At 56.5% G+C, this 22,577-nt stretch carries 25 protein-coding genes; 12 read left to right on the forward strand and 13 right to left on the reverse strand.

Annotated elements, in window-relative coordinates:
- Window positions 1–69: 69 nt before the first annotated feature.
- A complete protein-coding gene (locus ACR0J4_RS16720; protein ID WP_170470654.1) occupies window positions 70–1,311 on the reverse strand; it encodes an MFS transporter in 1,242 nt (413 codons plus the stop codon).
- 105 nt (window positions 1,312–1,416) lie between these two features.
- On the reverse strand, window positions 1,417–1,815 hold the full coding sequence (locus ACR0J4_RS16725) for a DM13 domain-containing protein (RefSeq protein ID WP_480668747.1): 399 nt from the start codon (window positions 1,813–1,815) through the stop codon (window positions 1,417–1,419).
- 203 nt (window positions 1,816–2,018) lie between these two features.
- Here ACR0J4_RS16725 and hslU point away from each other — a divergent pair, with 203 nt between their 5' ends.
- Window positions 2,019–3,326 carry an ATP-dependent protease ATPase subunit HslU gene (gene hslU, locus ACR0J4_RS16730; RefSeq protein ID WP_170643409.1) on the forward strand — a complete coding sequence of 436 codons (1,308 nt, stop codon included), beginning with the start codon at window positions 2,019–2,021 and terminating at the stop codon, window positions 3,324–3,326.
- Window positions 3,327–3,507: 181 nt separating this feature from the next.
- Entirely contained in the window at window positions 3,508–4,536 is a 1,029-nt protein-coding gene (locus ACR0J4_RS16735) for an alpha/beta hydrolase (protein WP_425084054.1), read from the forward strand.
- Between the two features lie 52 nt (window positions 4,537–4,588).
- Here the strand turns inward: ACR0J4_RS16735 and ACR0J4_RS16740 are convergent, their stop codons facing one another.
- From ACR0J4_RS16740 to ACR0J4_RS16750, 3 genes are read right to left on the reverse strand one after another with little or no spacing between them, the layout of a single operon-like run.
- Window positions 4,589–5,176, reverse strand: a complete 588-nt coding sequence (locus tag ACR0J4_RS16740) for a Smr/MutS family protein (protein WP_170640851.1) — start codon at window positions 5,174–5,176, stop codon at window positions 4,589–4,591.
- Window positions 5,176–6,213: a murein transglycosylase A gene (gene mltA / locus ACR0J4_RS16745; RefSeq protein ID WP_170643410.1), complete on the reverse strand. Its 1,038-nt coding sequence runs from the start codon at window positions 6,211–6,213 to the stop codon at window positions 5,176–5,178. The genes ACR0J4_RS16740 and mltA overlap by 1 nt, the downstream gene beginning before the upstream one ends.
- The gene (locus ACR0J4_RS16750; RefSeq protein ID WP_170643411.1) at window positions 6,210–6,869 is read right to left on the reverse strand and encodes a Tim44/TimA family putative adaptor protein; all 660 of its coding nucleotides are present in this window, start codon (window positions 6,867–6,869) and stop codon (window positions 6,210–6,212) included. Before ACR0J4_RS16750 ends, mltA begins: the two co-directional genes overlap by 4 nt.
- A 108-nt stretch (window positions 6,870–6,977) precedes the next feature.
- Between ACR0J4_RS16750 and ACR0J4_RS16755 the strand changes: the two genes are divergently transcribed.
- Both ACR0J4_RS16755 and secB read left to right on the forward strand, forming a co-directional pair.
- Window positions 6,978–7,478: an FxsA family protein gene (locus tag ACR0J4_RS16755; protein WP_170380194.1), complete on the forward strand. Its 501-nt coding sequence runs from the start codon at window positions 6,978–6,980 to the stop codon at window positions 7,476–7,478.
- 54 nt (window positions 7,479–7,532) lie between these two features.
- Entirely contained in the window at window positions 7,533–8,042 is a 510-nt protein-coding gene (gene secB / locus ACR0J4_RS16760; RefSeq protein ID WP_170380195.1) for a protein-export chaperone SecB, read from the forward strand.
- A gap of 25 nt (window positions 8,043–8,067) precedes the next feature.
- Here secB and dnaQ read toward each other — a convergent pair whose 3' ends face one another.
- The 4 genes from dnaQ to ACR0J4_RS16780 are packed head-to-tail and all read right to left on the reverse strand — an operon-like array spanning window position 8,068 to window position 10,802.
- The gene (dnaQ, locus tag ACR0J4_RS16765; RefSeq protein WP_170643412.1) at window positions 8,068–8,790 is read right to left on the reverse strand and encodes a DNA polymerase III subunit epsilon; all 723 of its coding nucleotides are present in this window, start codon (window positions 8,788–8,790) and stop codon (window positions 8,068–8,070) included.
- On the reverse strand, window positions 8,783–9,376 hold the full coding sequence (gene coaE / locus ACR0J4_RS16770) for a dephospho-CoA kinase (RefSeq protein WP_170643413.1): 594 nt from the start codon (window positions 9,374–9,376) through the stop codon (window positions 8,783–8,785). Before coaE ends, dnaQ begins: the two co-directional genes overlap by 8 nt.
- Window positions 9,373–10,206 (reverse strand): shikimate dehydrogenase, encoded by an 834-nt coding sequence (locus tag ACR0J4_RS16775; protein WP_170643414.1) that lies wholly within the window; start codon window positions 10,204–10,206, stop codon window positions 9,373–9,375. Before ACR0J4_RS16775 ends, coaE begins: the two co-directional genes overlap by 4 nt.
- Entirely contained in the window at window positions 10,203–10,802 is a 600-nt protein-coding gene (locus tag ACR0J4_RS16780; RefSeq protein WP_170643415.1) for a nucleoside triphosphate pyrophosphatase, read from the reverse strand. The genes ACR0J4_RS16775 and ACR0J4_RS16780 overlap by 4 nt, the downstream gene beginning before the upstream one ends.
- Before the next feature lie 404 nt (window positions 10,803–11,206).
- On the opposite strand from ACR0J4_RS16780, the gene ACR0J4_RS16785 reads away from it, so the two are divergent.
- From ACR0J4_RS16785 to ACR0J4_RS16815, 7 genes are all read left to right on the forward strand, one after another.
- Window positions 11,207–11,656 (forward strand): CopD family protein, encoded by a 450-nt coding sequence (locus ACR0J4_RS16785; RefSeq protein WP_170550835.1) that lies wholly within the window; start codon window positions 11,207–11,209, stop codon window positions 11,654–11,656.
- A 135-nt stretch (window positions 11,657–11,791) separates the two neighbouring features.
- Window positions 11,792–13,063 carry a transcription termination factor Rho gene (gene rho / locus ACR0J4_RS16790; protein WP_170462843.1) on the forward strand — a complete coding sequence of 424 codons (1,272 nt, stop codon included), beginning with the start codon at window positions 11,792–11,794 and terminating at the stop codon, window positions 13,061–13,063.
- A 30-nt stretch (window positions 13,064–13,093) separates the two neighbouring features.
- Window positions 13,094–14,380: a tRNA uridine-5-carboxymethylaminomethyl(34) synthesis GTPase MnmE gene (gene mnmE, locus ACR0J4_RS16795; RefSeq protein WP_170643416.1), complete on the forward strand. Its 1,287-nt coding sequence runs from the start codon at window positions 13,094–13,096 to the stop codon at window positions 14,378–14,380.
- 12 nt (window positions 14,381–14,392) lie between these two features.
- Window positions 14,393–16,261 (forward strand): tRNA uridine-5-carboxymethylaminomethyl(34) synthesis enzyme MnmG, encoded by a 1,869-nt coding sequence (gene mnmG / locus ACR0J4_RS16800; RefSeq protein ID WP_170643417.1) that lies wholly within the window; start codon window positions 14,393–14,395, stop codon window positions 16,259–16,261.
- On the forward strand, window positions 16,258–16,869 hold the full coding sequence (rsmG, locus tag ACR0J4_RS16805) for a 16S rRNA (guanine(527)-N(7))-methyltransferase RsmG (protein ID WP_170643418.1): 612 nt from the start codon (window positions 16,258–16,260) through the stop codon (window positions 16,867–16,869). The genes mnmG and rsmG overlap by 4 nt, the downstream gene beginning before the upstream one ends.
- A complete protein-coding gene (locus tag ACR0J4_RS16810; protein ID WP_170643419.1) occupies window positions 16,862–17,665 on the forward strand; it encodes a ParA family protein in 804 nt (267 codons plus the stop codon). The genes rsmG and ACR0J4_RS16810 overlap by 8 nt, the downstream gene beginning before the upstream one ends.
- A gap of 20 nt (window positions 17,666–17,685) precedes the next feature.
- A complete protein-coding gene (locus ACR0J4_RS16815; RefSeq protein WP_170470703.1) occupies window positions 17,686–18,582 on the forward strand; it encodes a ParB/RepB/Spo0J family partition protein in 897 nt (298 codons plus the stop codon).
- Here the strand turns inward: ACR0J4_RS16815 and ACR0J4_RS16820 are convergent.
- Genes ACR0J4_RS16820 through rph form a run of 4 tightly spaced genes read right to left on the reverse strand, consistent with a single transcriptional unit; the run spans window position 18,572 to window position 21,397 of the window.
- Entirely contained in the window at window positions 18,572–18,925 is a 354-nt protein-coding gene (locus ACR0J4_RS16820) for a YbaN family protein (protein WP_170643420.1), read from the reverse strand. The two genes, ACR0J4_RS16815 and ACR0J4_RS16820, sit on opposite strands and share 11 nt — an antisense overlap.
- Window positions 18,926–18,928: 3 nt before the next feature.
- Window positions 18,929–20,083: a radical SAM family heme chaperone HemW gene (gene hemW / locus ACR0J4_RS16825; protein ID WP_170643421.1), complete on the reverse strand. Its 1,155-nt coding sequence runs from the start codon at window positions 20,081–20,083 to the stop codon at window positions 18,929–18,931.
- Window positions 20,073–20,687, reverse strand: coding sequence for an RdgB/HAM1 family non-canonical purine NTP pyrophosphatase (gene rdgB, locus ACR0J4_RS16830; RefSeq protein ID WP_170550816.1), 615 nt, complete (start codon window positions 20,685–20,687; stop codon window positions 20,073–20,075). Before rdgB ends, hemW begins: the two co-directional genes overlap by 11 nt.
- Entirely contained in the window at window positions 20,684–21,397 is a 714-nt protein-coding gene (rph, locus tag ACR0J4_RS16835) for a ribonuclease PH (protein ID WP_170643422.1), read from the reverse strand. Before rph ends, rdgB begins: the two co-directional genes overlap by 4 nt.
- A gap of 112 nt (window positions 21,398–21,509) precedes the next feature.
- Here rph and hrcA point away from each other — a divergent pair, with 112 nt between their 5' ends.
- Window positions 21,510–22,574, forward strand: a complete 1,065-nt coding sequence (gene hrcA, locus ACR0J4_RS16840; RefSeq protein ID WP_170470711.1) for a heat-inducible transcriptional repressor HrcA — start codon at window positions 21,510–21,512, stop codon at window positions 22,572–22,574.
- The last annotated feature ends 3 nt before the right edge of the window (window positions 22,575–22,577 follow it).

The raw sequence follows: 22,577 nt of genomic DNA on the forward strand, positions 1-22,577 counted from the left end.
GTATCGAAATGCAGCTTTGACCGAAGGGAAAGGCAGCGCATTTCGATTCAAATCAAACGCAGACCTGCCTCAAGCTAACAGCGCCTTGATCTCTTTGCCTTTCCATCGGCGGTGCATCCCGATCAAGCCGAAGATCGCGGCGATGATCACGATGTAGTAGGGCACGCGGATGTCGATGCTCATCAACCCACCGCCGATCAGGGACATGACCCCTCCGGCCAGGCAGAAGACTGCGGTGGTCACGCCCATGACCCAACCTTGATCCGCCTCACTGACGCTGGATGAAAACAGGCCCAGAAGGGTCGGGTATGAAACACCAAAAAAGAAGTAGAAGAAAAAGACCGGAATGTAACTCAGCGCGCCGCTGGGGCTGAAGGCAAAGGCAAGCCCGCAGATCACCATCGTGATCAGTGAGACATAGATGATCTTGTGCTTGCTGAACCTCTCTTGCGCGGGTTTCACAAGGAAGGTGCTGGAAAAGGCCAGCGCAAAGCCGATGACGACCATGGCCATACTGCCTCCGATCACGCCATAGCCGAACCGGCTGGTCAGGAAATTGTCGACGAACACATAAAAGGTGACGTTGGCGATCATGAAGAACGAGTAGACCGGCAGGATTTTCAGAACCATCGGATGGCCACGTACAGCGATCAGGCTGTCGGTGATATCGCGCGGGCGAAAGACAAAGGGCGCGCGTTCGCTGCGGGTGTCCTTGAAGAAGGCCAGCACGAGGAAGATGGCGATCAGCACCAGAACAAAGGCGCCATAGAAGGGTGTCCTGAGCGTGGCAAAACTACCCAACAGGGCGGAATCCGACAGGACGGCGCCGATGATCGGTCCTCCGACAAGGCCAAAGCTGACGCCGGTCACGATATACCCCATATTGCGGTCACGATCGGCAGCATCGGTACTACCGTCAATCATCGCCGCTTGCGCGATAGGCTGGTTGCCAGCCGTAAAACCAGTGATCGACCGGCCCAGGATCAGCAGCAACAGACTGTCGAGGTAGAGCGAGGCGATGGTAATGGCGTAGCCTGCCAACGCTCCGCCCAGACAAACCAAAAGCGCGTTCTTGCGCCCGATGGAATCCGAGACTTTCGATACGTAAACGACCCCAAGAAACCACGACAGGAAGAAACACCCGATCACCAGCCCATAGTAGAAATGGCGACGGCCGTCGGGTGTGCCTTCCGGCAGGAACCCGGATTTCGTCTCCATGATCAGAGAGTTGATGATCGGAAAGACAAGCCCCTGTCCGATCAGGTCCACAAACACCACAAACAGCAGGGTGATCTTGGCAATCTTTGTCATGAAAAACGCCCCCGGTTCCAATAACTTGGGGCGAGTGTAGCAGACACTTGTGCCGTTACCTAACGATGTGTCAGAGGCCGGAGAACCCGACCTCTGACGACGCGATTACTTCAGCGATGCTACGCCCAAAGGTACTCCGGCGACCTCGCACCAGATGTATACTTCGTTGTATCCCGACACATCCATGGTCGGCGGGACTGCATAGGATTGCTTACCTGCAAGGTGCAGCAGCGCCCCGAGTTTGCTGTCAGGGGCGTAAGTGCCGTCTTTCCCAAATGCGACGCGCGGGTCGGGGCCGTTGTCCAGCGAAAAGTCCTCGCCCAGTTCAACAATGTAGCGGTCGCCATCCTTGACCAGTTTTACCGAACCGGTGGTGATGTGGTTCGAACGGCCCTCGAACGTGCCTTTCTTTTTGGCTCCACCAGCCACAGCACTGGTGGTGCTAGCCAAGGTAAGGGCCGCGCCGGTGGCAGCAGCTTTCACGAAAAGAGAACGACGAGTCATCATGATCAGGTATCTCCATAAGATCGATACGGGCCTGTTTGCCCGTCGCCATTTTTTATGCCGCACGCGACCCTCGCATGGCGATTCACATCACTACGAATATCCGTGTGTCTTCTGTGAGTTGTCGTGATGTTTTCGTGATCGGCTTGTGTTTTCGCGGCGTATGATTAGGTTCCGCTTCGAAACAGACGGATAAAACACATATGACCGACCTGACCCCGCGCGAGATTGTCTCGGAACTGGACCGCTTCATCATCGGGCAAAAAGACGCCAAACGCGCCGTGGCCGTAGCTCTGCGCAACCGCTGGCGACGCAAGCAGTTGGCCGATGATATCCGGGATGAGGTCTACCCCAAGAACATCCTGATGATCGGCCCCACCGGCGTCGGAAAAACCGAAATCAGCCGCCGTTTGGCCAAACTGGCCCGCGCGCCCTTCATCAAGGTCGAGGCCACCAAGTTCACCGAAGTCGGATATGTCGGTCGTGACGTGGAACAGATCGTGCGCGATCTGGCTGATGCCGCGATCATCCAGACCCGCGAATACATGCGTGAAGATGTGAAAGCCCGCGCCCATCAGGCCGCGGAGGATCGCGTGATCGAAGCCATTGCTGGCACCGATGCCCGCGAAGCGACCCGTGAAATGTTCCGCAAGAAGTTAAAATCGGGTGAGCTGGACGACACAGAGATCGAGCTGGAGTTGTCTGACACCTCAAACCCGATGCCAATGTTCGACGTACCCGGCCAGCCCGGCAGCCAGATGGGTATGATGAATCTCGGCGATATCTTCGGCAAGGCCTTCGGCGGACGCACGGTGAAAAAGAAAGTAACCGTGGCCGAAAGCTATGACCTGCTGATCGGGGAAGAGGCCGACAAGCTGCTGGATGATGAAACCGTCAACCGCGTGGCGCTGGAGTCGGTCGAACAGAACGGCATCGTGTTTCTGGACGAGATCGACAAGGTTTGCGCGCGCGCGGAAGCGCGTGGCGGCGATGTCAGCCGTGAAGGGGTTCAGCGCGACCTGCTGCCTCTTATCGAGGGCACGACGGTGTCCACCAAACATGGCCCGGTGAAAACCGACCACATCCTGTTTATTGCCTCGGGTGCGTTCCACATCGCGAAACCCTCGGACCTGCTGCCGGAACTCCAGGGCCGTTTGCCGATCCGAGTGGAGTTGCGCGCGCTGACAGAAGAGGATTTCGTCCGCATCCTGACCGAAACGGACAACGCGCTGACCCTCCAATACAGCGCACTTATGGGCACCGAAGAGGTTACCGTCAGCTTCACCGATGACGGCATCGCGGCGCTGGCCAAGATCGCTGCGGATGTGAACCAGAGCGTTGAAAACATCGGCGCCCGGCGGCTTTACACAGTGATGGAACGTGTGTTCGAAGAACTCTCGTTCACCGCGCCCGATCAGGCCGGGACCGAGATCACGGTGAACGCGCAATTCGTAGATGACAATCTGGGTGAGTTGACGAAATCAACTGACCTCAGCCGTTACGTATTGTAACAAATCCAGCTGTATTTCGCCGCCGATTTGGCGGCGAATTTTCGTTCCGGCTGGACCTTGCACCAGAAACTGGTAACCGTGACTCAAACTCTGTTTCTTTGAGGGTTGAGCCGTGTTGCGTTTGAGTATTGCCTTTCTTGCTGTTGCTACACTGAGCGCTTGCGTCGACAGAACTGCGCAGGTGACAGTGCCATCCGCGTTGAATGTGGGATCCGCAGAAACCGTCTACGCGGCCACAACCCGGGGGCGGAACCCCGACGGAACGTTTAACGCCGACCGGGGCGAGCGGGTTCAGTACCACAAAATGACGGTCTCAATCCCGCCAAACCACACGCCAGGCACGTTGGAGTTTTCTTACGCAAACCCCAATCCGGAAAAGCAGTTTGTTTTGGCCAACACAACGGACCTGTCCGGCCCGCGTGAGTTGGCAAACCAGCTGCGCGGAGAAGATGATGTGTCGATCTTCGTGCACGGGTATAACTCAACCCATACCGAGACCGCGTTTCGCGCGGCGCAGTTGGCGCATGACCTTGATATTCCCGGATCGGTGCTGATTTATTCCTGGCCCAGTCAGGCGCGCGGGGCAGGGTATGCCTATGATCTGGACAGCATGTTGTTCGCCCGTGACGGGTTGGAGAAGACAATCCGCGACCTGAAATCCATCGGCGTGAAACGGGTTGTGCTGGTCGCCCACTCCATGGGCGGTGCCCTGTCGATGGAGATGATGCGTCAGGCAGAGCTACGCTCGCCCGGCTGGTCGCGGCGCAACCTTGATGGCGTATTCCTGATCTCACCCGATCTGGATATTGACGTATTTCGCTCGCAAATGGACAGCATCAAAACTCCGCCTGATCCCTTTGTCGTGATGGTATCGCAAAAGGACAAAATCCTGAATATCTCGGCCCGGATTCGCGGTACACCGGGGAGTGAACGGCTGGGCAATATCAGCACCATCGAGGCGCTGGCCGAATATCCGATCGAAGTGATCGACGCGACCGCGTTCAACAGCGATGCCGAGTCCTCGCATTTCGTTGCTGCAACCTCACCCGCCTTGCTGTCGCTGCTCAGTTCGGCCCGGCGTGTTGGAAACACCCTTGGAAACCGACGCCGGGGCATCGACTATTTGATCCCCAACAGTCAACGCAACCCCTCGGGTGCGACCGAGGTTGTTCTGTCTGAGACCGGACAGGCGCAGGTCGCTACTCAGTAGGATTCAAGGGTTTGCCAGAGGGTCTCTAACTATTTCGGTCGGTGGGCGAAGCCTAGCGGACACGTCTGAGATAAACGTAGTAGGCACCATCCCCGCCGTGACTGATATGCGCAGGTGTCACCTGCATTACCGCCTGCGCCAAAGGCGGGATCGACAGCCAATGCGGCACCTGATTGCGCAACACACCGCGCGGGGTCGGGATCGGCCCTGGCTCGTCGCGGTCTTTCCCCTTGCCCGTGATCACCAGAACCAGGCGTTTACCCTGCGCTTGCGCCGTTAGCACAAAGCGCACGAGCGCCGGATGCGCGGTGTCAATCCGCATCCCATGCAGGTCAAGCTTGCCCTCGGGTTTGAGCTTACCACGCTTCATGCGGCCAAAGGCCTTTGTGTCCATCTGAACGGGGGCGGCGCGCAGCGTCTCGGTGATCGACGGCTTCAACCGGTTGGAAGAAGGCTTGGGAGGTTGGTTCTGCCCCAGCTCAAACGCCTCAATCCGCGGTTTTGGCAGTTTCTTGGGCGTGGGTTTGGGCAGAGTTGTCGGATGCACGGTCTGAGGGATCTCGGGGTGCAGCCGCTCAGCCTGTTTGGCGACCTTGCGCCACAGCTCGATCTCATCGCTGGTCAGTTTGCGCCGGGTCATCAGTAGTCATCCGTCGCCATGGCAAAGGCGCGCTGGATCGGCAGCAACACGACCATGCGACCTGGGTCCTTTAACCGACCGGCAGCTTGCCCGGCCTCATCGCCGGTTCCAAAGAAGATATCAGCGCGTTGCGCGCCCTTGATCGCCGCGCCGGTATCCTGCGCGATCATCAGGCGGCGCAAGGGCTTCTTGCCGTCTTTCTCAACCCAGACTGGAGCACCTAGCGGCGTATAGGCAGGATCGGCCGCGATGCTGCGCATGGTCGTGATTGAGCGGTTCATAGCACCTAAAGGCCCCAGTTCCGGCGCGACGCGGCTGACCTCGCGGAAGAACACGTATGAGGGATTGTGAAACAAGAGCTCAGCCCCAGCTTCGGGGTTCTTGCGTACCCAGGCCTGGATCATCTGCGCGCTGACCGCGTGGGCACCCAAAGCGCCGCGCCGGACCAACTCAACCCCGATGGAACGGTAGGGCTGCCCGTTCGCGCCACCATATCCCACACGCAAGGCACCGCCGTCCGGCAGGCGCACCCGGCCAGAGCCCTGAATTTGCAGAAAGAACAGCTCAACCGGGTCATCGACCCAAGCGATCTCGAGCCCCCGGCCCTGCATCACGTCGCTGGTCAGGATCTCGCGCCGGCTGAGCCACGGCCCGTCCCGCGCCTCGGGCGGCATCTTGTAGATCGGATACTTGAAACGATCCGTCCGGGTTCTGGAGCCGTCGAGCTCGGGTTCAAAATACCCGGTAAAAAGACCGTCCATACCATCTTCGACCAAAACGGGCCGGAAGAAGAGTTCAAAGAAAGACCGCGCGGCATCCCCCTCATAGGTCCGGGCGACACCGCAAAGCGCACGCCAATCCGGGTCGTTCAGATCACCGCACGTGTTCAGAAAAACGGAAAGGGCCGCGCCGTGGTCATCCTCGGCCCAGCCCTGAAGGTCATCAAACGACAGAACGGATCGCGTCGCCTCGGCTCCGGCGGCGCTGGCAGAGGTCATCGCACCCACCAGAATAAGCGACCGGAGCGTGGCAATCATGCGTCCGTGGCGACAAGCAGCCAGTTCGGATCGTCCTTGCCCATCACGCGGGCAAAGGTCCAGCTGTCCTTTTGGCGTTTTACGGTGTTCGGGTTGCCTTCAATAATGTCACCACCACGATCCCGCACAACTGAGGTCAGCTCACCAATGAACTTCATGGTGATTTCGGCCTCATTCGTATCCTTGTCAAAGGACACATCGGTCAGGGTGGTTTCGCGCACTCCGATAAATTCGGCCTCGATCGTCAGGCCTTGATCTTCGCGCGCGGACACAACCGAGACGAAGGTTTCGAACACATCTTCGGCCAGGAAGGGCTGGATCTCATCCAGATTGCCCTTCTCAAACCCCATCACGATCATCTCATAGGCACCACGGGCGCCCTGAACAAATTCACTGACCGAAAAACTGGGCTCGACCCGCTTCATCGCAGCCAGAGTTTGCGCTTGCTCGCTGTCTTCGGGGACGTGGTCAGTGATGTCATGATCCGGACCACCTTCGATCACCTCGAAATCACGACGGGACGTACCCGCATCGGGCTGATGCGGAACAGGGGGTTTTTCGAAACCTTCACGCGTTCCCAGCACGCTTTTCAAACGCAGGATCAGGAAAACGGCAATTCCGGCCAGTACCAGCAGCTGGATCATGGGTTCGTTCATTTCATCCTCTTTTCAGAACCGAGACTTTGTGTACGCGGCCTCCTGCCACTATGTAGGTGACAGTTGGTGGCAAGTCCACAGTTCGGCCATAGGTAAAGGATAACGCAAATGTACCTGTTCTTGGCATTTTTATTGGTTCCGATCCTCGAGATCGCCCTGTTCATCCAGGTTGGCGGTCTGATCGGCCTGTGGCCAACCCTTGCCATCGTGGTTCTGACAGCGGTTCTGGGCACTACATTGGTGCGGACACAAGGTCGCATGGCGCTGGGGCAATTGCAGCAATCCTTCGCCACTCTGGACGACCCAACCGAGCCCTTGGCACATGGCGCAATGATCCTTCTATCCGGCGCGTTGCTGCTGACACCCGGCTTTTTCACCGATGCCGTTGGGTTTGCACTGTTAATCCCCGGCGTGCGGATCGCCGTTTTCCGCTATCTGAAGACCAAAGTGACCGTGACCCAGTTCCAGATGGGGCCCGGCGCGGGCTTTCAACAGCCGCGCGAACCGTTTGATCAGGGCGACGTGATTGACGGCGAGTTTACCGAAGTGCGCCCACGCAAAGACCCCTCGAAACCGTCAAAATGGGTGGAAGGTCCCCACCAGCATTGAGGTGCCGCGCGCAACTTGCTAAGCAGTGTCGAATTTCATTTTTGGAGTAGATCCATGGCCGAAGAAAACGCTGCAGAAAACACTGCGGCTCAAGCCGCCCCTCAGGTTCAGATGCGCGTTCTGGGACAGTTCATTCGTGATATGTCCTTTGAAAACGTCATGGCGCAAAAAGGCGTGTCCGGTGACGTACAGCCCGAGATTCAGGTTCAGGTAAACCTGGACGCGAAAAAGCGTCAGGTCGAGCATCAGTACGAAGTTTCGATCAAGCTGAAGCTGACCTCGAAAGCCAAGGGCATGGACGATGTCCTGTTCCTGTGTGAGCTGGACTATTGCGGGCTGTTCCACGTGGAAGGCGTGCCAGAAGATCAGCTACACCCGTTCCTGATGATCGAATGCCCGCGCATGCTGTTCCCGTTCCTGCGCCGTATCGTCAGCGACGTCACCCGTGACGGTGGCTATCCGCCGGTGAACCTGGACAACATTGATTTCGTTGCACTTTACCGCAACGAGCTAATGCGCCGTCAGGCCGCTCAGGCGGAACAGGCCGAGCAGACCGACGCCTAAATCCCTTGACCCGTGCCTGACCGGATCAGGCGCGGGTCCACAGGGCGCTTTCGCCCAGTTTCTCGACAAATGCCTCATGCGCTGCGCGCTCATCCTCGGTGATCCGGGATGGCAGAGGCGTTGTGCGCGGTGTCGGACGCCAGTCATCTGCCCCACCCGCGCCGGACACGGCGGAAGTGGAGAGGCCGAAATCCGGTTGGCGTCCTCCGATCAGCTCCAGATAGACCTCAGCGAGTATCTCCGAGTCCAAAAGCGCGCCGTGCAGCACTCGGTTCGAGTTGTCGATATTGAATCGCCGGCACAGCGCATCCAACGACGCCGGAGAACCCGGAAACCGTTTCCGCGCAATGGCGAGCGTATCGAGCGCCTGATCCATCGGAATCGGCGGCAGGCCCATCCATTTCAGCTCGGCGTTCAGGAACTTCATGTCGAAAGACGCGTTGTGGATCACCAATTTCGCGTCGCCAACAAAATCGCGAAACCCCTGACCCACTTTGGCAAAAACCGGTTTGTCTTTCAGCGTCACCTCACCCTTTTCGGGCGGGCGCGGGGTTTCCAGCAGGTCGGGACCGATGCCATGTACGCCAAACGCCTCTTCCGGCATGCCGCGTTCGGGGTTGATATAGACATGATAGGTCTCGCCTGTGGCCACGTGGTTCCACAGCTCAACCGCGCCGATCTCGACAATCCGGTCACCGCTTTCAGGATCAAAGCCCGTGGTTTCGGTATCGAGTACAATCTCACGCATCTGCCATCCCCGCCCGTATCTGCCTGATCACATCCTGCACCTGCGCGCGGGCATGGTCCAGTGTGTCGGTGTCTATCACATAGTCCGAGCGCGCGCATTTCTCGTCATTCGGCATCTGCTTGGCGCGGATCTGTTCGAACTGAGCCTCGGACATCGTGCCGCGTTCCATCACGCGGCGCTTTTGTTCGTCTGGCGATACCCGAACGCAAGCGACCGCATCCATCGCGGCCTCACCGCCCGTTTCAAACAGAAGCGGAATGTCGAACACCAGAATATCGGCCGCAGCACTTTCGCGAAACGCCGCACGGTCCGCGGCGACTAGGGGGTGAACGATCCCTTCGATCCGTTTCAACGCAGACCTGTCTTCGGAGATAATCCGTTTCAATGCCTCGCGGCTGACTGCGCCCTCGACGATGGCCGAGGGAAAATCCTCACCCATCGGCCCAACCGCCGCGCCACCTTTGGCATAGAGACGATGCACCGCTGCATCCGCATCCCAAAGCGCGCAGCCTTCATCGACGAACATCTGCGCCGTCGTACTTTTGCCCATCCCGATCGAGCCTGTCAGGCCGAGCGCAAACCTCATGCCAGCACAGCTGCGCGCAATGCGTCATTGACCTCGGGGCGCACGCCGAACCAACGTTCAAAGCCCGGAACTGCCTGATGCAGCAACATGCCCAGCCCATCGACCACGGTGCATCCGGCCTCTTCCGCCGTTTCCAACAGGTTGGTCTTGAGCGGCGCGTAGACCAGATCGGTCACCACGGCGCCCGGCTGCAACCCATCCAATGGCACCCTCAGCTCGGGCTGGCCCTGCATGCCCAGAGATGTCGTGTTGACCACAAGTTCCGCGTTTTCGATCACGTTTCCGGCCTGTACCCAATCCACAACGGTGATGCGCTGGCCGAATTCTTCTTTCAGATGATCGGCACGGGCACGGGTCCGGTTGGTCAGCAGGATCTCGGGCACGCCTGCATCCGCGAGCGCCTGCAACACAGCGCGTGCCGCTCCGCCCGCGCCAAAGACCACCGCCGGGCCATCCTTCGCGTTCCAATCCGGAGCGCCCGCGCGCAAGTTCTCCATGAACCCATACCCATCGGTGTTGTCCGCATGGATCGAGCCATCCTCGCGGAAAACCAGCGTATTCGCGGCCCCGATCACGGTCGCCCGGTCCGAGACATGGTCTGCAATACGCAAGGCAGCCTCTTTATGCGGTACCGTCACGTTGGTTCCTACAAAACCGGCCTTGGGCAGGGTGCGCAGGACAGTTTCCAGATCAGCCGGGGCGACATCCATGGGAACATAGTGCCCCTCTAGCCCGTAGGTCTTCAGCCAATGCCCATGCAATTTGGGCGAGCGGGAATGGCCCACAGGGTGCCCGATCACTCCGGCCAGAGGAATCTTGTGGTCCGTCATTGATCAATCACCCCTTTGACAGCCAGATAGTTGAGCAACTCCAACAGTGGCATACCCAAAACGTTAAAGTAATCACCGTCAATGGTGGCGAACAGGCGCACGCCTTCTTCCTCGAGCTTATATGCACCCACCGCATGGCGGATGCTGTCCCAATTGCGGTCGATATAGTCTCGCAGGTAGGCATCCGAGCTCATCCGCATCCGCAGGCGCACCTGACCGACATGGCGCCAGATCGGCTCACCATCCTGATAAATCACCGCTGCGGAGAGCAACATGTGCCGTTTGCCCCGCATCATCTTCAACTGGGCAAAGGCATCCTCAGGGGTCTGAGGTTTCGACAATAGCTCTCCGTCGAAATCCAGAACCTGATCGCAGCCCAGCACCATCGCTCCGGGTGTCTTGTCACTCACCTTGCGCGCTTTCATTTCCGCCAGCGCATCGGCAATATCACGCGGCGAGGCGCCTTCGGCCAACAAGGCACGCTTTATGCTATCCTCGTCCACGCGCGCGATCTGAACAGAGAAAGGCACGCCTGCGTTTTCCAGCAGTTGCGCGCGAATGGAGGATCCTGAGGCCAGGACAATGGGGACAGACATGTGGACAACCCCGTGGGCAAATCGTTGAGCGGTCTTGGACGCTTTGTATGGTTTTCAGATTGACACGCAAGCCCGGGAATTTCGCCAAAAACTTCCCTGAGTCGCTCAAACATCATCCAGCCGGGGTAAGGATAACTTCGAAACAGCGGATAACCGGGAAATCTGGATTTATTCAAGGTGTTATCCCCAGATACATCCTCGGAATTTAGATCTAACTGTATGTTTTAACTTGATTATTTTTGACATTCACAGAATCACTCATATCTCGTGCGAAACTGTCCACCTGGGGAAAACCAATGGGTAAAAAAGTAATCCACGGATTTTACCCACCCTACAAAACCATCTTCCTTTCTTCTTTCTTATTTTTTTATTAGGGAGAGTTCCGAGCAACACCCGGAGCCAAGATGACTGATCTTCTTTTCACGATTTACCCGTGGGTGAAGTCCCTTCATATCATGGCGGTGATTTCGTGGATGGCAGGACTGTTTTACCTTCCCCGTCTGTTCGTCTATCACGTAGAAAAGGCACAATCGGTTAACGGGGCCGAGACCATCTTCTTTGAAATGGAAGAGAAGCTGCTACGCGTGATCATGCGCCCTGCGATGATCGCGGCCTGGGTTTGTGGCCTGATCATGGTGTTCACGCCCGGCATCGTCGGCTGGGATTTTGCATGGCCCTGGCTAAAAGGCGCAGCCGTGATTGGCATGACCTGGTTTCATCATTGGCTGATGGCCCGCCGTAAGGATTTCGCTGAGGGGCGAAATAAGCTCACTGGGCGGCAGTATCGCATGATGAACGAGGTTCCCACCGTTCTGATGGTTATCATCGTTCTCGCGGTCATTCTGAAGTTCTGAGAGCCATTCCAGCAAGGGCCTGTTTGACTCCGTAGATCGACGCAACTATGTAGGGGTCAACACGCCCGTCCGGGCGGCGTCTTTTCCGTACTAAAATTCCACTTCGAACCGCAGTCCGCGGTGAAGGTATGCATCATGTCTAATGAATCCCTGAATCTGGCCGATCTGAAAGCCAAGAGCCCCAAAGACCTTCTGGCGATGGCCGAAGAGCTGGAGATCGAAAACGCCTCGACCATGCGTAAAGGCGAGATGATGTTCCAGATCCTGCGCGAACGCGCGGATGAGGGCTGGACTGTTGGCGGTGATGGCGTTCTTGAGGTCCTGCAAGACGGCTTCGGCTTCTTGCGTTCGCCTGAGGCGAACTATCTGCCGGGTCCGGACGACATCTATGTCTCGCCTGACATGATCCGTCAGCACTCGCTGCGAACCGGTGACACCGTTGAAGGTGAAATCAAAGCGCCCGACGATAGCGAGCGTTACTTTGCGCTAACCAAGGTCACCAAGATCAACTTTGAAGATCCAGAGAAGGCCAAGCACAAGATCCTGTTCGATAACTTGACGCCACTTTACCCGGATGAACGTCTGAAGATGGAGATTGAAGATCCGACCATCAAAGACAAGTCGGCCCGTGTGATCGATCTGGTCTCACCCATCGGTAAAGGCCAGCGGTCGCTGATCGTGGCTCCGCCGCGGACCGGTAAAACGGTGATCCTGCAGAACATCGCGCATTCTATCGAACAGAACCACCCGGAGTGCTACCTGATCGTCCTGCTGATCGACGAACGCCCGGAAGAGGTGACGGACATGCAGCGCTCGGTGAAGGGTGAAGTTGTGTCCTCGACCTTTGACGAACCTGCAACGCGCCACGTCGCCGTGTCCGAAATGGTGATCGAAAAAGCCAAGCGTCTGGTCGAACATAAACGAGATGTTGTTATTCTTCTCGACTCGATCACAAGACTTGGTAGGGCTTTTAACACTGTTGTGCCTTCTTCGGGTAAAGTTCTGACCGGCGGTGTGGATGCGAATGCTCTGCAACGGCCCAAGCGGTTCTTTGGTGCCGCGCGGAACATTGAAGAGGGTGGCTCGCTGACCATCATCGCTACTGCGCTGATCGATACCGGCAGCCGGATGGACGAGGTGATCTTCGAAGAATTCAAAGGCACAGGTAACTCGGAAATCGTTCTGGATCGGAAGATTGCAGACAAGCGTGTATTCCCGGCCATCGACATCCTTAAATCTGGTACCCGGAAAGAGGACCTGCTGGTGGACAAGGGCGATCTGGCCAAGACCTTCGTTCTGCGCCGTATCCTCAACCCGATGGGGACCACCGATGCAATCGAGTTCCTGTTGTCCAAGTTGAAACAGACGAAGACAAACGGCGAGTTCTTCGATTCGATGAACACCTGACACAGGTCTTAACTGACGCGAGGCCTTCGAATGGATACGATATTCGCCTTGGCCAGCGCGCAAGGCAAAGCAGGGGTGGCGGTCATCCGCCTCTCTGGTCCTGACGCGCATAGTGCCGCGGCTGGGATGACTGGCGGCGCGCTTCCGGCGCGTGGGATGTCTCTGCGGGTTTTGCGGGATGCTGACGGTGCTCGTCTGGATGATGGTCTGGTGCTGACCTTCAAGGCTCCGGCTAGCTTCACCGGTGAAGATGTAGCTGAGTTGCAGATTCACGGAAGTACGGCCTCGGTTAATGCTGTCATGCGCTGCTTGTCGGAAACGGACGGTTTGCGCCTTGCCGATCCGGGAGAGTTCACCCGCCGTGCGTTGGAAAACGGTAAGATGGATTTGGCCCAGGTCGAAGGCCTTGCCGATTTGATCGACGCCGAGACGGAAGCCCAACGCAAACAGGCGCAAACGATCCTCGCTGGTGAGTTGGGAAAACTTGCCGAGCGATGGAGGAGGGACCTGATCCGAGCGGCTTCTCTGTTGGAGGCCTTAATCGACTTTGCTGATGAAGAGGTTCCAACCGATGTCACTCCCGAGGTGCGCGAGTTGATCTCGGGCGTCATGGCGGATTTGAAGCGCGAAGCAGATGGCGTTCAGATCGCGGAACGCATCCGAACCGGGTTCGAAGTTGCAATCGTCGGCCTTCCCAACGCGGGCAAGTCTACCTTGCTGAATGCTTTGGCAGGTCGAGATGCCGCGATAACATCAGAATATGCCGGGACAACGCGGGACGTCATTGAGGTTCGTATGGATCTGGCAGGGCTTCCGGTGACACTTCTGGACACCGCCGGGCTACGCGACACCGATGACCACGTCGAAAGCCTTGGTATCGCACTGGCTAAGAAACGCGCTGAAGCTGCCGATCTGCGTGTGTTCCTGTCTGACGAACCGTTGCATCTTGGTGTAGATATTCAGCCGGATGATATTCAGGTGGCACCGAAAGCGGATCTTCGTAGACCCCAAGTCGGTGGGGTTTCCGGGAAAACGGGTCAGGGGATTGATCAGCTGATATCCAACATATCGCGTGTACTGAGTGATCGAACCACTAGCCATGGTATTGCGATACGAGAACGCCATCGCATTGCTTTGACTAAAGCACTGGACGCTCTGACTGCGGCAATGTCGGTTCTGGAATCGGGTCCGGACCTGTATGATATAGCAGCAGAAGAGATGCGCACTGCGATCCGCGCACTTGAAACTTTGGTGGGCAGAATAGGTGTCGAGGATCTATTGGATGAAATATTCTCGAGTTTCTGCCTGGGAAAATAAGGAGTGTTTCACGTGAAACATTCAGACTTCGATGTAGTCGTCATTGGCGCGGGGCACGCGGGCACCGAGGCTGCGCATGCTGCAGCCAGAATGGGCGTTTCGACAGCATTGGTCACGTTATCCGCCGCAGATATCGGTGTGATGTCCTGCAATCCTGCAATCGGAGGTCTGGGAAAAGGCCACTTGGTTCGCGAGATAGATGCCCTGGACGGCGTCATGGGTCGTGTTGCAGACCAGGCAGGGATCCAGTTCCGACTGTTGAACCGTCGCAAAGGGCCAGCTGTACAAGGTCCAAGGACGCAAGCGGATAGGGCGCTTTACCGAGCTGCGATGCAAAAGGAAACGGATAGGCAAGAAAACCTGTCTGTTATTGTTGGCGAAGTCGTAGACTTTCTGATGAATCAGGATCGAGTTGCCGGCGTTAGGTTGGGCGACGGATCAGAAATCTCGACAAAGTCTGTCATTCTTACGTCCGGCACGTTCCTTCGAGGTGTCATTCACATCGGAGATGTCTCGCGACCCGGAGGTCGCATGGGAGATCGCCCTTCTGTCAGATTGGCGGAACGTTTGGATGCATATGACCTTCCAACTGGACGGTTGAAGACGGGAACCCCACCGAGGCTGGATGGACGCACAATTGATTGGTCAGGGTTGGAGCGTCAGGACGGCGACGACGAGCCAACCTTGTTCTCGTTCCTATCGACTTCAGTTGTTGCGCCTCAGATTTCGTGTGGGATTACCCATACGAATGCTCAGACACATGAAATAATTGAAAAGAACCTAAGCAAGTCAGCAATGTATGGCGGCCAAATCGATGGAGTCGGTCCAAGATACTGCCCGTCGATCGAAGACAAGATTGTTCGATTTGCAGAGAAAGATTCGCACCAGATCTTCCTTGAGCCCGAAGGGGTGAATGATCACACGATATACCCCAACGGTATTTCAACGTCTCTGCCGCAGGATGTGCAGCTACAATATGTTCGTTCGATAAAAGGTCTGGAGAATGCTGATATTCTTCAACCCGGTTACGCCATCGAGTACGACTATATAGACCCCCGTGTCCTATCAGCGACTTTGGCCTTGCCCGAGATTCCAGGCCTATATTTAGCGGGTCAGATCAACGGAACCACAGGATATGAGGAAGCTGCCGCTCAGGGTATGGTTGCTGGTCTCAATGCGGCTTTGGCTGTTCAAGGTAAAGACCCGGTCCATTTCACCCGCGCCGATAGCTATATCGGTGTCATGATAGATGATCTTACCACCCGAGGCGTTGCTGAACCGTATCGAATGTTCACCTCTCGCGCTGAATTCAGATTGTCGCTTCGAGCAGATAATGCTGATCAGCGTTTGACGCCTATCGGATTGCAGTTGAGTTGCGTTGGAAGCAGGCGTCGACAAGCTTTCACAGAAAAGATGGATCAATTGAGCGACGCGAAATCGCTTTTGAGCGAAAAAACCTATACGCCAAAAGAGGTTTTGGCCGCTGGCATCAATGTTAATCAGGACGGCAATAGGCGTGATGGCATGGCGATTCTGGCTTTTCCGGATGTGGCTTTTGAGGACCTGCTGCCCTTGATACCCGAGCTGGATATGGTGACGCCAGATATCCGGCTTCAGGTCGCTAGGGATGCGCTTTACGCAAACTACATCGCACGGCAGCAGCGGGATGTCGAAGCGATGAAGAGGGATGAATCCTATCAGATTCCCAGGGATTTCGACTATTTTGCTTTAGATGGCCTTTCATCTGAAATGAAGCAAAAGCTGTCTCAGACAAAACCCGGAAATATTGCTCAGGCCAGTAGGGTAGAAGGCGTTACACCCGCGGCCTTGACCTTGGTTTTGGCAAAACTTCGGCGCGATCAAAAAGTTAAACAAGCATGAAGCCTGAATTTTCCAAGTTCGATGTTTCACGTGAAACATTCGACCGGCTGGATACGTATGTGGAGCTGCTGAAGCGTTGGAATCCCAAGATCAATCTAGTCTCAAGGAACAGTCTGGAGGATATCTGGGATCGACATATTCTGGATTCCGTCCAGGTATTCCGATGTGCAATGGCCGCAGAAACCTGGGTTGATATCGGAACTGGAGGCGGATTTCCGGGGATGGTGTGTGCGATTATGGCACTGGAAGAGTCGCCAAACACCCGTTTCCAATTTGTTGAAAGTGATCAGAGAAAATCAGCATTCCTGAGGAACGTTGCTCGCGAATGCGGGGTGACGTGTCAGGTCATCTCAAAGCGAATCGAATCCGTTGAGCCACTTGAAGCGGATATTCTATCGGCCCGTGCTTTGGCAGATCTGCGCACATTATTGTCCTTTTGTGACAGGCATTTAAGCGAGAACGGAACTGCTTTGTTGCCGAAAGGCGCGAACTGGAAAAAAGAACTGTCAGAGGCTCAGGAAGAATGGAAATTCGATGTTGAGCCGATTACAAGTTTAACAGAGCCCCAAGCCGTAATCCTTAAAATCAAAGGAGTATCTCGTGGTTGATCTTTCTCGTCCTTCAGGGCCCCGGATAATTGCGGTTGCCAATCAGAAGGGCGGAGTTGGGAAAACCACGACGGCGATCAATCTGGCTGCGGGTTTGGCCGAAGCTGGCTGCCGGGTTCTGGTTGTTGATCTCGATCCGCAGGGCAACGCGTCGACTGGATTGGGTGTCGAAGACCGAGATTGGACCACGTACGATCTTATTTTGGACGACGCACCGCTCGAGGCGGTCATACAAGAGACTGAGATAGGTGGTCTTTTCGTCATTCCGGCCACTGTCGATCTGAGTTCGGCGGATATCGAACTGATTTCGAACGAAAAACGCAGCTACTTGTTGCATGATGCATTGCGACAAACCTCAATAGATGGATTCGAGCTGGATTTCGTGTTGATTGACTGCCCACCGTCCTTGAACCTGCTGACGGTGAACGCGATGGTCGCCTCGCATTCGGTTCTTGTTCCATTGCAGAGCGAGTTCTTCGCTCTGGAGGGTTTGTCTCAGCTGATGCTGACGATCCGAGAGGTTCGCCAAACTGCGAACCCGGATCTGAGAATCGAAGGTATTGTGTTGACAATGTATGACAACCGCAACAACTTGTCCCGTCAGGTCGAAAAAGACGCGCGTGACAATTTGGGTGAGATGGTCTTTAAGACCAAGATACCCAGAAATGTGCGGGTCAGTGAGGCACCATCTTACGCGTTGCCAGTTTTGCAATATGACTCGGGCTCGCTTGGGGCGATGGCATATCGCCATCTGGCCCGCGAAGTCATGCAAAAGAACAACAAAGTCGCCGCTTAAGCGACAATGAGGAGGGCGACATGAGCGCCAAAAAAGCGAAACCCAGGGGTCTTGGTCGTGGTCTTTCGGCCCTTATGGCGGATGTCACGCAGGAAACGGATGGACGCTCACCAGCTGAGCCGCGCCGGCCAGATATGACGGTTCCCATCGAAAAGCTGAAGGCGAACCCAAACCAGCCGCGCCGGACTTTCCAGCCTGAACAACTGGATGAGTTGGCATCCTCGGTTAAGGAAAAGGGAATCATCCAACCATTGATCGTGCGGTCGATCGGAGCCGGAGAGTATGAAATCGTTGCGGGGGAACGCCGTTGGCGTGCAGCGCAGATGGCGCAACTGCATGATATTCCAGTTATTATTCGCGACTTTGATGATACCGAAGTTCTGGAAGTCGCGATTATTGAGAATATCCAACGGGCGGACCTGAATTCCGTCGAAGAAGCGGCTGGTTACAAGCAGCTCATGGATCGTTTCGGCCACACGCAGGAAAAACTGGCCGAGGCTTTGGGCAAAAGTCGCAGCCATATCGCTAACCTCTTGCGGCTTTTGTCTCTACCAATGGATGTGCAAACCCTTGTGATCGAAGGGAAATTGTCCGCGGGCCATGCACGAGCTTTGATCACAGCTGAGAAACCATCCGAGCTGGCCAAACAGGTCGTGAAAGAGGGGCTTTCGGTGCGAGCCACAGAAGCCCTGGTGAAAAAGCAACAGCAGGCCTCAGGTGATCGTCCCGCACCGAAGCCTCGGGATCTGAATGCAGGCAAAGATGCAGATACCCGCGCGTTGGAGAAAGACCTCTCGGCCATTTTGGCTATGAAGGTTTCGATCAATCACAAGGCAGGGACAGAAACGGGTCAGGTTGTTTTGACCTATGAAAACCTGGATCAGTTGGACGATCTTTGCGCCAAGCTCAGCCGTTAGGGCGGGTCCAGATAAAGATCATGACGCCGGACAGAACCACGGCCTGAATGATCAGGACATGGGACGGTAAAGACAGCAGAACCGAGATACCAAAAACGGCGGCAACCGACACGGTGGCCGCCTTTTTTGCGCTCGGGCGGATCGCGCCGGAGCTTTGCCAATCGATAATCATCGGACCAAACACCTGATGTGTTAGAAGCCAATTGTGAAGCCGGGACGATGAGCGGGCAAAGAAAAACGCCGCCAGCAGCAGAAAGGGAACGGTTGGGAGAAGCGGCAAGACCACTCCGACCATGGCGAGCGCGACGCAGAGCAAACCAAGACCGGCCCAAAGGTACTGCATCGGTTACTCCAACAACTCGCGGATCACCGCGTTCAGAACGGCACGCCCGTCTTTGGTTGCCCTTAGGCGCGTGTTTGACAGCTCGATCATGCCAAGGTCAGACAGAGAGACGAGTTTATCATTGGGAAGAGGGTGTCCGGAGAGAGCGCTAAACCTTTCCATATCTAGGCCTTCAGTGAGTCGGATACACATCATAAGGTATTCAGCTGCCTGTTCGACTGGAAGAACCTCAGTTCGATCACTTTCTCCGGATCCGTTGGAAACCGCCTTTAGCCAAGTATTTGGCGACAAATGGGTCTCCGTCGCGAATTTACGCCTGTTCAAAGTGACACGACCATGCGCGCCAGGTCCGATCCCAATATAGTCGCCGTAGCGCCAATAGATCTTGTTGTGCTGCGACTCGGCGCCGGGGCGGGCATGGTTGGAGACTTCATAGGCTGGTAGGCCGTGCGCCTCGCAGATCTCTTGCGTCACCAGATACATGTCAGCAGCGTGGTCATCCTCGGGCAAACCGCGCAATTTACCGACTGCATAGCGATCCCCAAAGGCGGTGCCTTCCTCGATCGTCAGCTGATAGAGCGACAGGTGATCGACAGCCATTGACAGTGCTTCGGTCAACTCGGCCTGCCAAGCTTCAAGGGTTTGGTGTTGGCGCGCATAGATCAGGTCAAAACTGACGCGGTCGAAACAGGCGCGCGCGATGTCGAAAGCGGCGCGTGCTTCGGAGACGGTGTGGATGCGGCCCAAGCGGCGGAGGTCTTCATCGTTCAGCGCCTGCACACCCATCGAAATCCGATTGACGCCAGCGTCACGATAGGCGGCAAAACGCCCAGCATCGACCGAGCCAGGGTTTGCCTCGAGCGATATTTCCATGTCGTTGGCGGGTCGCCAGAGGCTGCGGGCTTCGTCAATGACGGCTAAAACGGTGTCGGGGTTCATCAATGACGGGGTGCCACCGCCAAAAAAGATCGTATTGAGAACCCTGTTAGGCGTTTCACTGGCCGAGCGGCGCAGTTCGGCTAGATAAGCATCAAGCCATTGTTTTTGATTAATATTTTTAGAAACATGGCTGTTGAAATCGCAATAGGGGCACTTGGCCTCGCAAAAGGGCCAATGCACATACAGGCCAAAGCCCCCATTGCGCCAATCATCCGTCAAAGCAGCCCTTCACGAACATCTCCACCGCGCGGCCGCGATGGCTGATCTTGTTCTTTTCCCAACGATCCATCTCGGCAAAGGTAATGTCGTGACCTTCGGGGACAAACATAGGGTCATACCCGAAGCCGTCCTTACCTCGGATTGGCCAGACGAGATGACCGGGTGCGATGCCTTCGAACACTTCATCATGACCGTCGGGCCAGGCCAGAACCAGCGTGCAGCGAAATTGCGCGGTGCGCGGATGCGCTGCGTTCTTGGCCTCTAGTTCGTCATGTGCACGGGTCATGGCCATCATGAAATCTCGGCCATTGTCGGTTTCGGCCCAGTCGGCCGTATAGACGCCCGGCGCACCGTCCAGCGCGTCGATGGTGATCCCGGAATCGTCCGACAGGGCAGGCAGGCCGGTGGCCTTGGCGGCAGCATGCGCTTTAATCCGGGCATTGCCGACAAAGGTATCTTCAGTCTCGTCCGGTTCGGGCAGGTTCATTTCTGCCGCGCCAACCACGGTCACGCCAAAGGGGTTGAGGAGATGTGCCATCTCCTCAAGCTTGCCTTTGTTATGTGTGGCGACCAACAGCCTGTCGCCGTCGAACTTGCGGGTCATGCGGTGGCTGCCTTTTGGGCGGCAGCCAGCTCACCCGCGCCTTTTTCGGCCAGATCCATCAGTTGATCCATCTCTGCGCGGCTGAAGACCGAGCCTTCGGCGCTCATCTGGACTTCGATCAGTTTGCCCGAGCCGGTCATGATGAAGTTGCCGTCCACGCCCGCCTCGCTGTCTTCGGGGTAGTCGAGGTCCAGCACTGGCTGACCGGCGTAAATTCCGCAAGAAACCGCCGCAACAGGGTCTACCAAGGGATCCGAGATCACATCGCCCGCTTTCATCAGCTTATTCACGGCCAGACGCAGCGCCACCCAGCCGCCGGTGATCGAGGCGCAGCGGGTACCGCCATCCGCCTGGATGACATCACAATCGACGGTGATCTGGCGCTCACCCAATGCAACCCGGTCGACGCCGGCACGCAGGGCGCGGCCGATCAGGCGCTGGATTTCAACGGTACGACCGCCTTGCTTACCCGAGGCCGCCTCACGCCGCATCCGTGTGTTGGTTGCGCGGGGCAGCATACCGTATTCGGCAGTGACCCAACCCAGGCCCGAACCCTTGATGAAGGGCGGCACGCGATCCTCGATCGTAGCGGTGCACAGCACATGGGTGTCGCCCATCTTGATCAGGCAAGACCCTTCGGCATGTTTGGTGAAGCCCGTCTCGATTGAAACGGCGCGCATTTCGTTTAGATCACGTCCTGAGGGTCGCATGGGAATTCCTTTGTTTGCTGGGTTGGGGATAACGTCCTGCGGCATTACGATGCAACCCCGATTGACCTTTCATTTACCTGCGATTTAATGGCAGTCCAGCAGGGGACCGAGAATGAGCGAAGCCAGCAGAATTCTGTCAGAGATGAACGACCGGTCGCGTGAGGTGTTTCGGCTGATCGTGGAAAGCTACCTGGAAAGCGGTGAGCCGGTGGGAAGCCGCACCCTGACGCGGACTCTCTCAGAAAAAGTCAGCGCAGCGACCGTGCGCAACGTGATGCAGGATCTCGAGTTTCTGGGTTTGCTTGACAGCCCCCACGTGTCTGCAGGGCGAATTCCGACGCAGCAGGGGCTGCGGATGTTCGTGGACGGATTGCTTGAGGTCGGCGATCTGGGTGCCGATGATCGGCAGAAATTGGATGAGACTTTAGGCTCTAACGCAGGCGATGTTGGCGGAATGTTGGATCGCGTGGGCTCGGCCTTGTCACACGTGACACATGGCGCTTCGCTGGTTCTGACGCCAAAACACGAGGCCGAGATCAAGCATATAGAGTTCGTTTCCTTGGCGCATGACCGGGCGTTGGTGGTTCTGGTGTTCTCGGATGGGCATGTTGAAAACCGGCTGTTCACGCCGCCGCCGGGTCAGACGCCCAGTTCGATGCGAGAGGCGGCAAATTTCCTGAATGCGCTGATCGAGGGGCGAACCCTCAGCGAAGTGCGCCGTCAAATGCTGTCGCAGATTGATGCGCGTCGGCAAGAGATCGACGTTTTGGCCCGCGAGATGGTGGAAAGCGGGATTGCGGCCTGGGACGGGGATGGAAGCGACTCAGCCCGCCTAATCGTGCGCGGTCGGGCGAATCTTTTGGCGGATTCGGGTGAGGCCGAGGAGTTGGACCGCATTCGCACCCTGTTCGATGATCTTGAACGCAAGCGCGACATTGCCGAATTCCTTGAATTGACCGAGGAAGGCGAGGGTGTGCGCATTTTTATTGGCTCCGAGAACAAACTTTTCTCACTTTCGGGTTCCTCTTTGGTGGTGTCTCCTTATATGAACGCTGATCGTAAGATAATTGGTGCGGTTGGGGTCATCGGGCCCACACGTTTGAATTATGGACGGATCGTACCGATCGTGGATTATACGGCGCAACTGGTCGGCAAGCTGATATCCGACCGGAGCTAGAGG

This window comes from Ruegeria sp. B10 (genome assembly GCF_056539825.1).

Bases quoted from the DNA above. Each gene is read 5' to 3' on its own strand.
- ACR0J4_RS16720 (WP_170470654.1), bottom strand. From the start codon at position 1,311: ATGACAAAGATTGCCAAGATCACCCTGCTGTTTGTGGTGTTTGTGGAC.
- ACR0J4_RS16725 (WP_480668747.1), bottom strand. From the start codon at position 1,815: ATGACTCGTCGTTCTCTTTTCGTGAAAGCTGCTGCCACCGGCGCGGCC.
- hslU (WP_170643409.1), top strand. From the start codon at position 2,019: ATGACCGACCTGACCCCGCGCGAGATTGTCTCGGAACTGGACCGCTTC.
- ACR0J4_RS16740 (WP_170640851.1), bottom strand. From the start codon at position 5,176: ATGACCCGGCGCAAACTGACCAGCGATGAGATCGAGCTGTGGCGCAAG.
- mltA (WP_170643410.1), bottom strand. From the start codon at position 6,213: ATGATTGCCACGCTCCGGTCGCTTATTCTGGTGGGTGCGATGACCTCT.
- ACR0J4_RS16750 (WP_170643411.1), bottom strand. From the start codon at position 6,869: ATGAACGAACCCATGATCCAGCTGCTGGTACTGGCCGGAATTGCCGTT.
- ACR0J4_RS16755 (WP_170380194.1), top strand. From the start codon at position 6,978: ATGTACCTGTTCTTGGCATTTTTATTGGTTCCGATCCTCGAGATCGCC.
- secB (WP_170380195.1), top strand. From the start codon at position 7,533: ATGGCCGAAGAAAACGCTGCAGAAAACACTGCGGCTCAAGCCGCCCCT.
- dnaQ (WP_170643412.1), bottom strand. From the start codon at position 8,790: ATGCGTGAGATTGTACTCGATACCGAAACCACGGGCTTTGATCCTGAA.
- coaE (WP_170643413.1), bottom strand. From the start codon at position 9,376: ATGAGGTTTGCGCTCGGCCTGACAGGCTCGATCGGGATGGGCAAAAGT.
- ACR0J4_RS16775 (WP_170643414.1), bottom strand. From the start codon at position 10,206: ATGACGGACCACAAGATTCCTCTGGCCGGAGTGATCGGGCACCCTGTG.
- ACR0J4_RS16780 (WP_170643415.1), bottom strand. From the start codon at position 10,802: ATGTCTGTCCCCATTGTCCTGGCCTCAGGATCCTCCATTCGCGCGCAA.
- ACR0J4_RS16785 (WP_170550835.1), top strand. From the start codon at position 11,207: ATGACTGATCTTCTTTTCACGATTTACCCGTGGGTGAAGTCCCTTCAT.
- rho (WP_170462843.1), top strand. From the start codon at position 11,792: ATGTCTAATGAATCCCTGAATCTGGCCGATCTGAAAGCCAAGAGCCCC.
- mnmE (WP_170643416.1), top strand. From the start codon at position 13,094: ATGGATACGATATTCGCCTTGGCCAGCGCGCAAGGCAAAGCAGGGGTG.
- rsmG (WP_170643418.1), top strand. From the start codon at position 16,258: ATGAAGCCTGAATTTTCCAAGTTCGATGTTTCACGTGAAACATTCGAC.
- ACR0J4_RS16815 (WP_170470703.1), top strand. From the start codon at position 17,686: ATGAGCGCCAAAAAAGCGAAACCCAGGGGTCTTGGTCGTGGTCTTTCG.
- ACR0J4_RS16820 (WP_170643420.1), bottom strand. From the start codon at position 18,925: ATGCAGTACCTTTGGGCCGGTCTTGGTTTGCTCTGCGTCGCGCTCGCC.
- rdgB (WP_170550816.1), bottom strand. From the start codon at position 20,687: ATGACCCGCAAGTTCGACGGCGACAGGCTGTTGGTCGCCACACATAAC.
- rph (WP_170643422.1), bottom strand. From the start codon at position 21,397: ATGCGACCCTCAGGACGTGATCTAAACGAAATGCGCGCCGTTTCAATC.
- hrcA (WP_170470711.1), top strand. From the start codon at position 21,510: ATGAGCGAAGCCAGCAGAATTCTGTCAGAGATGAACGACCGGTCGCGT.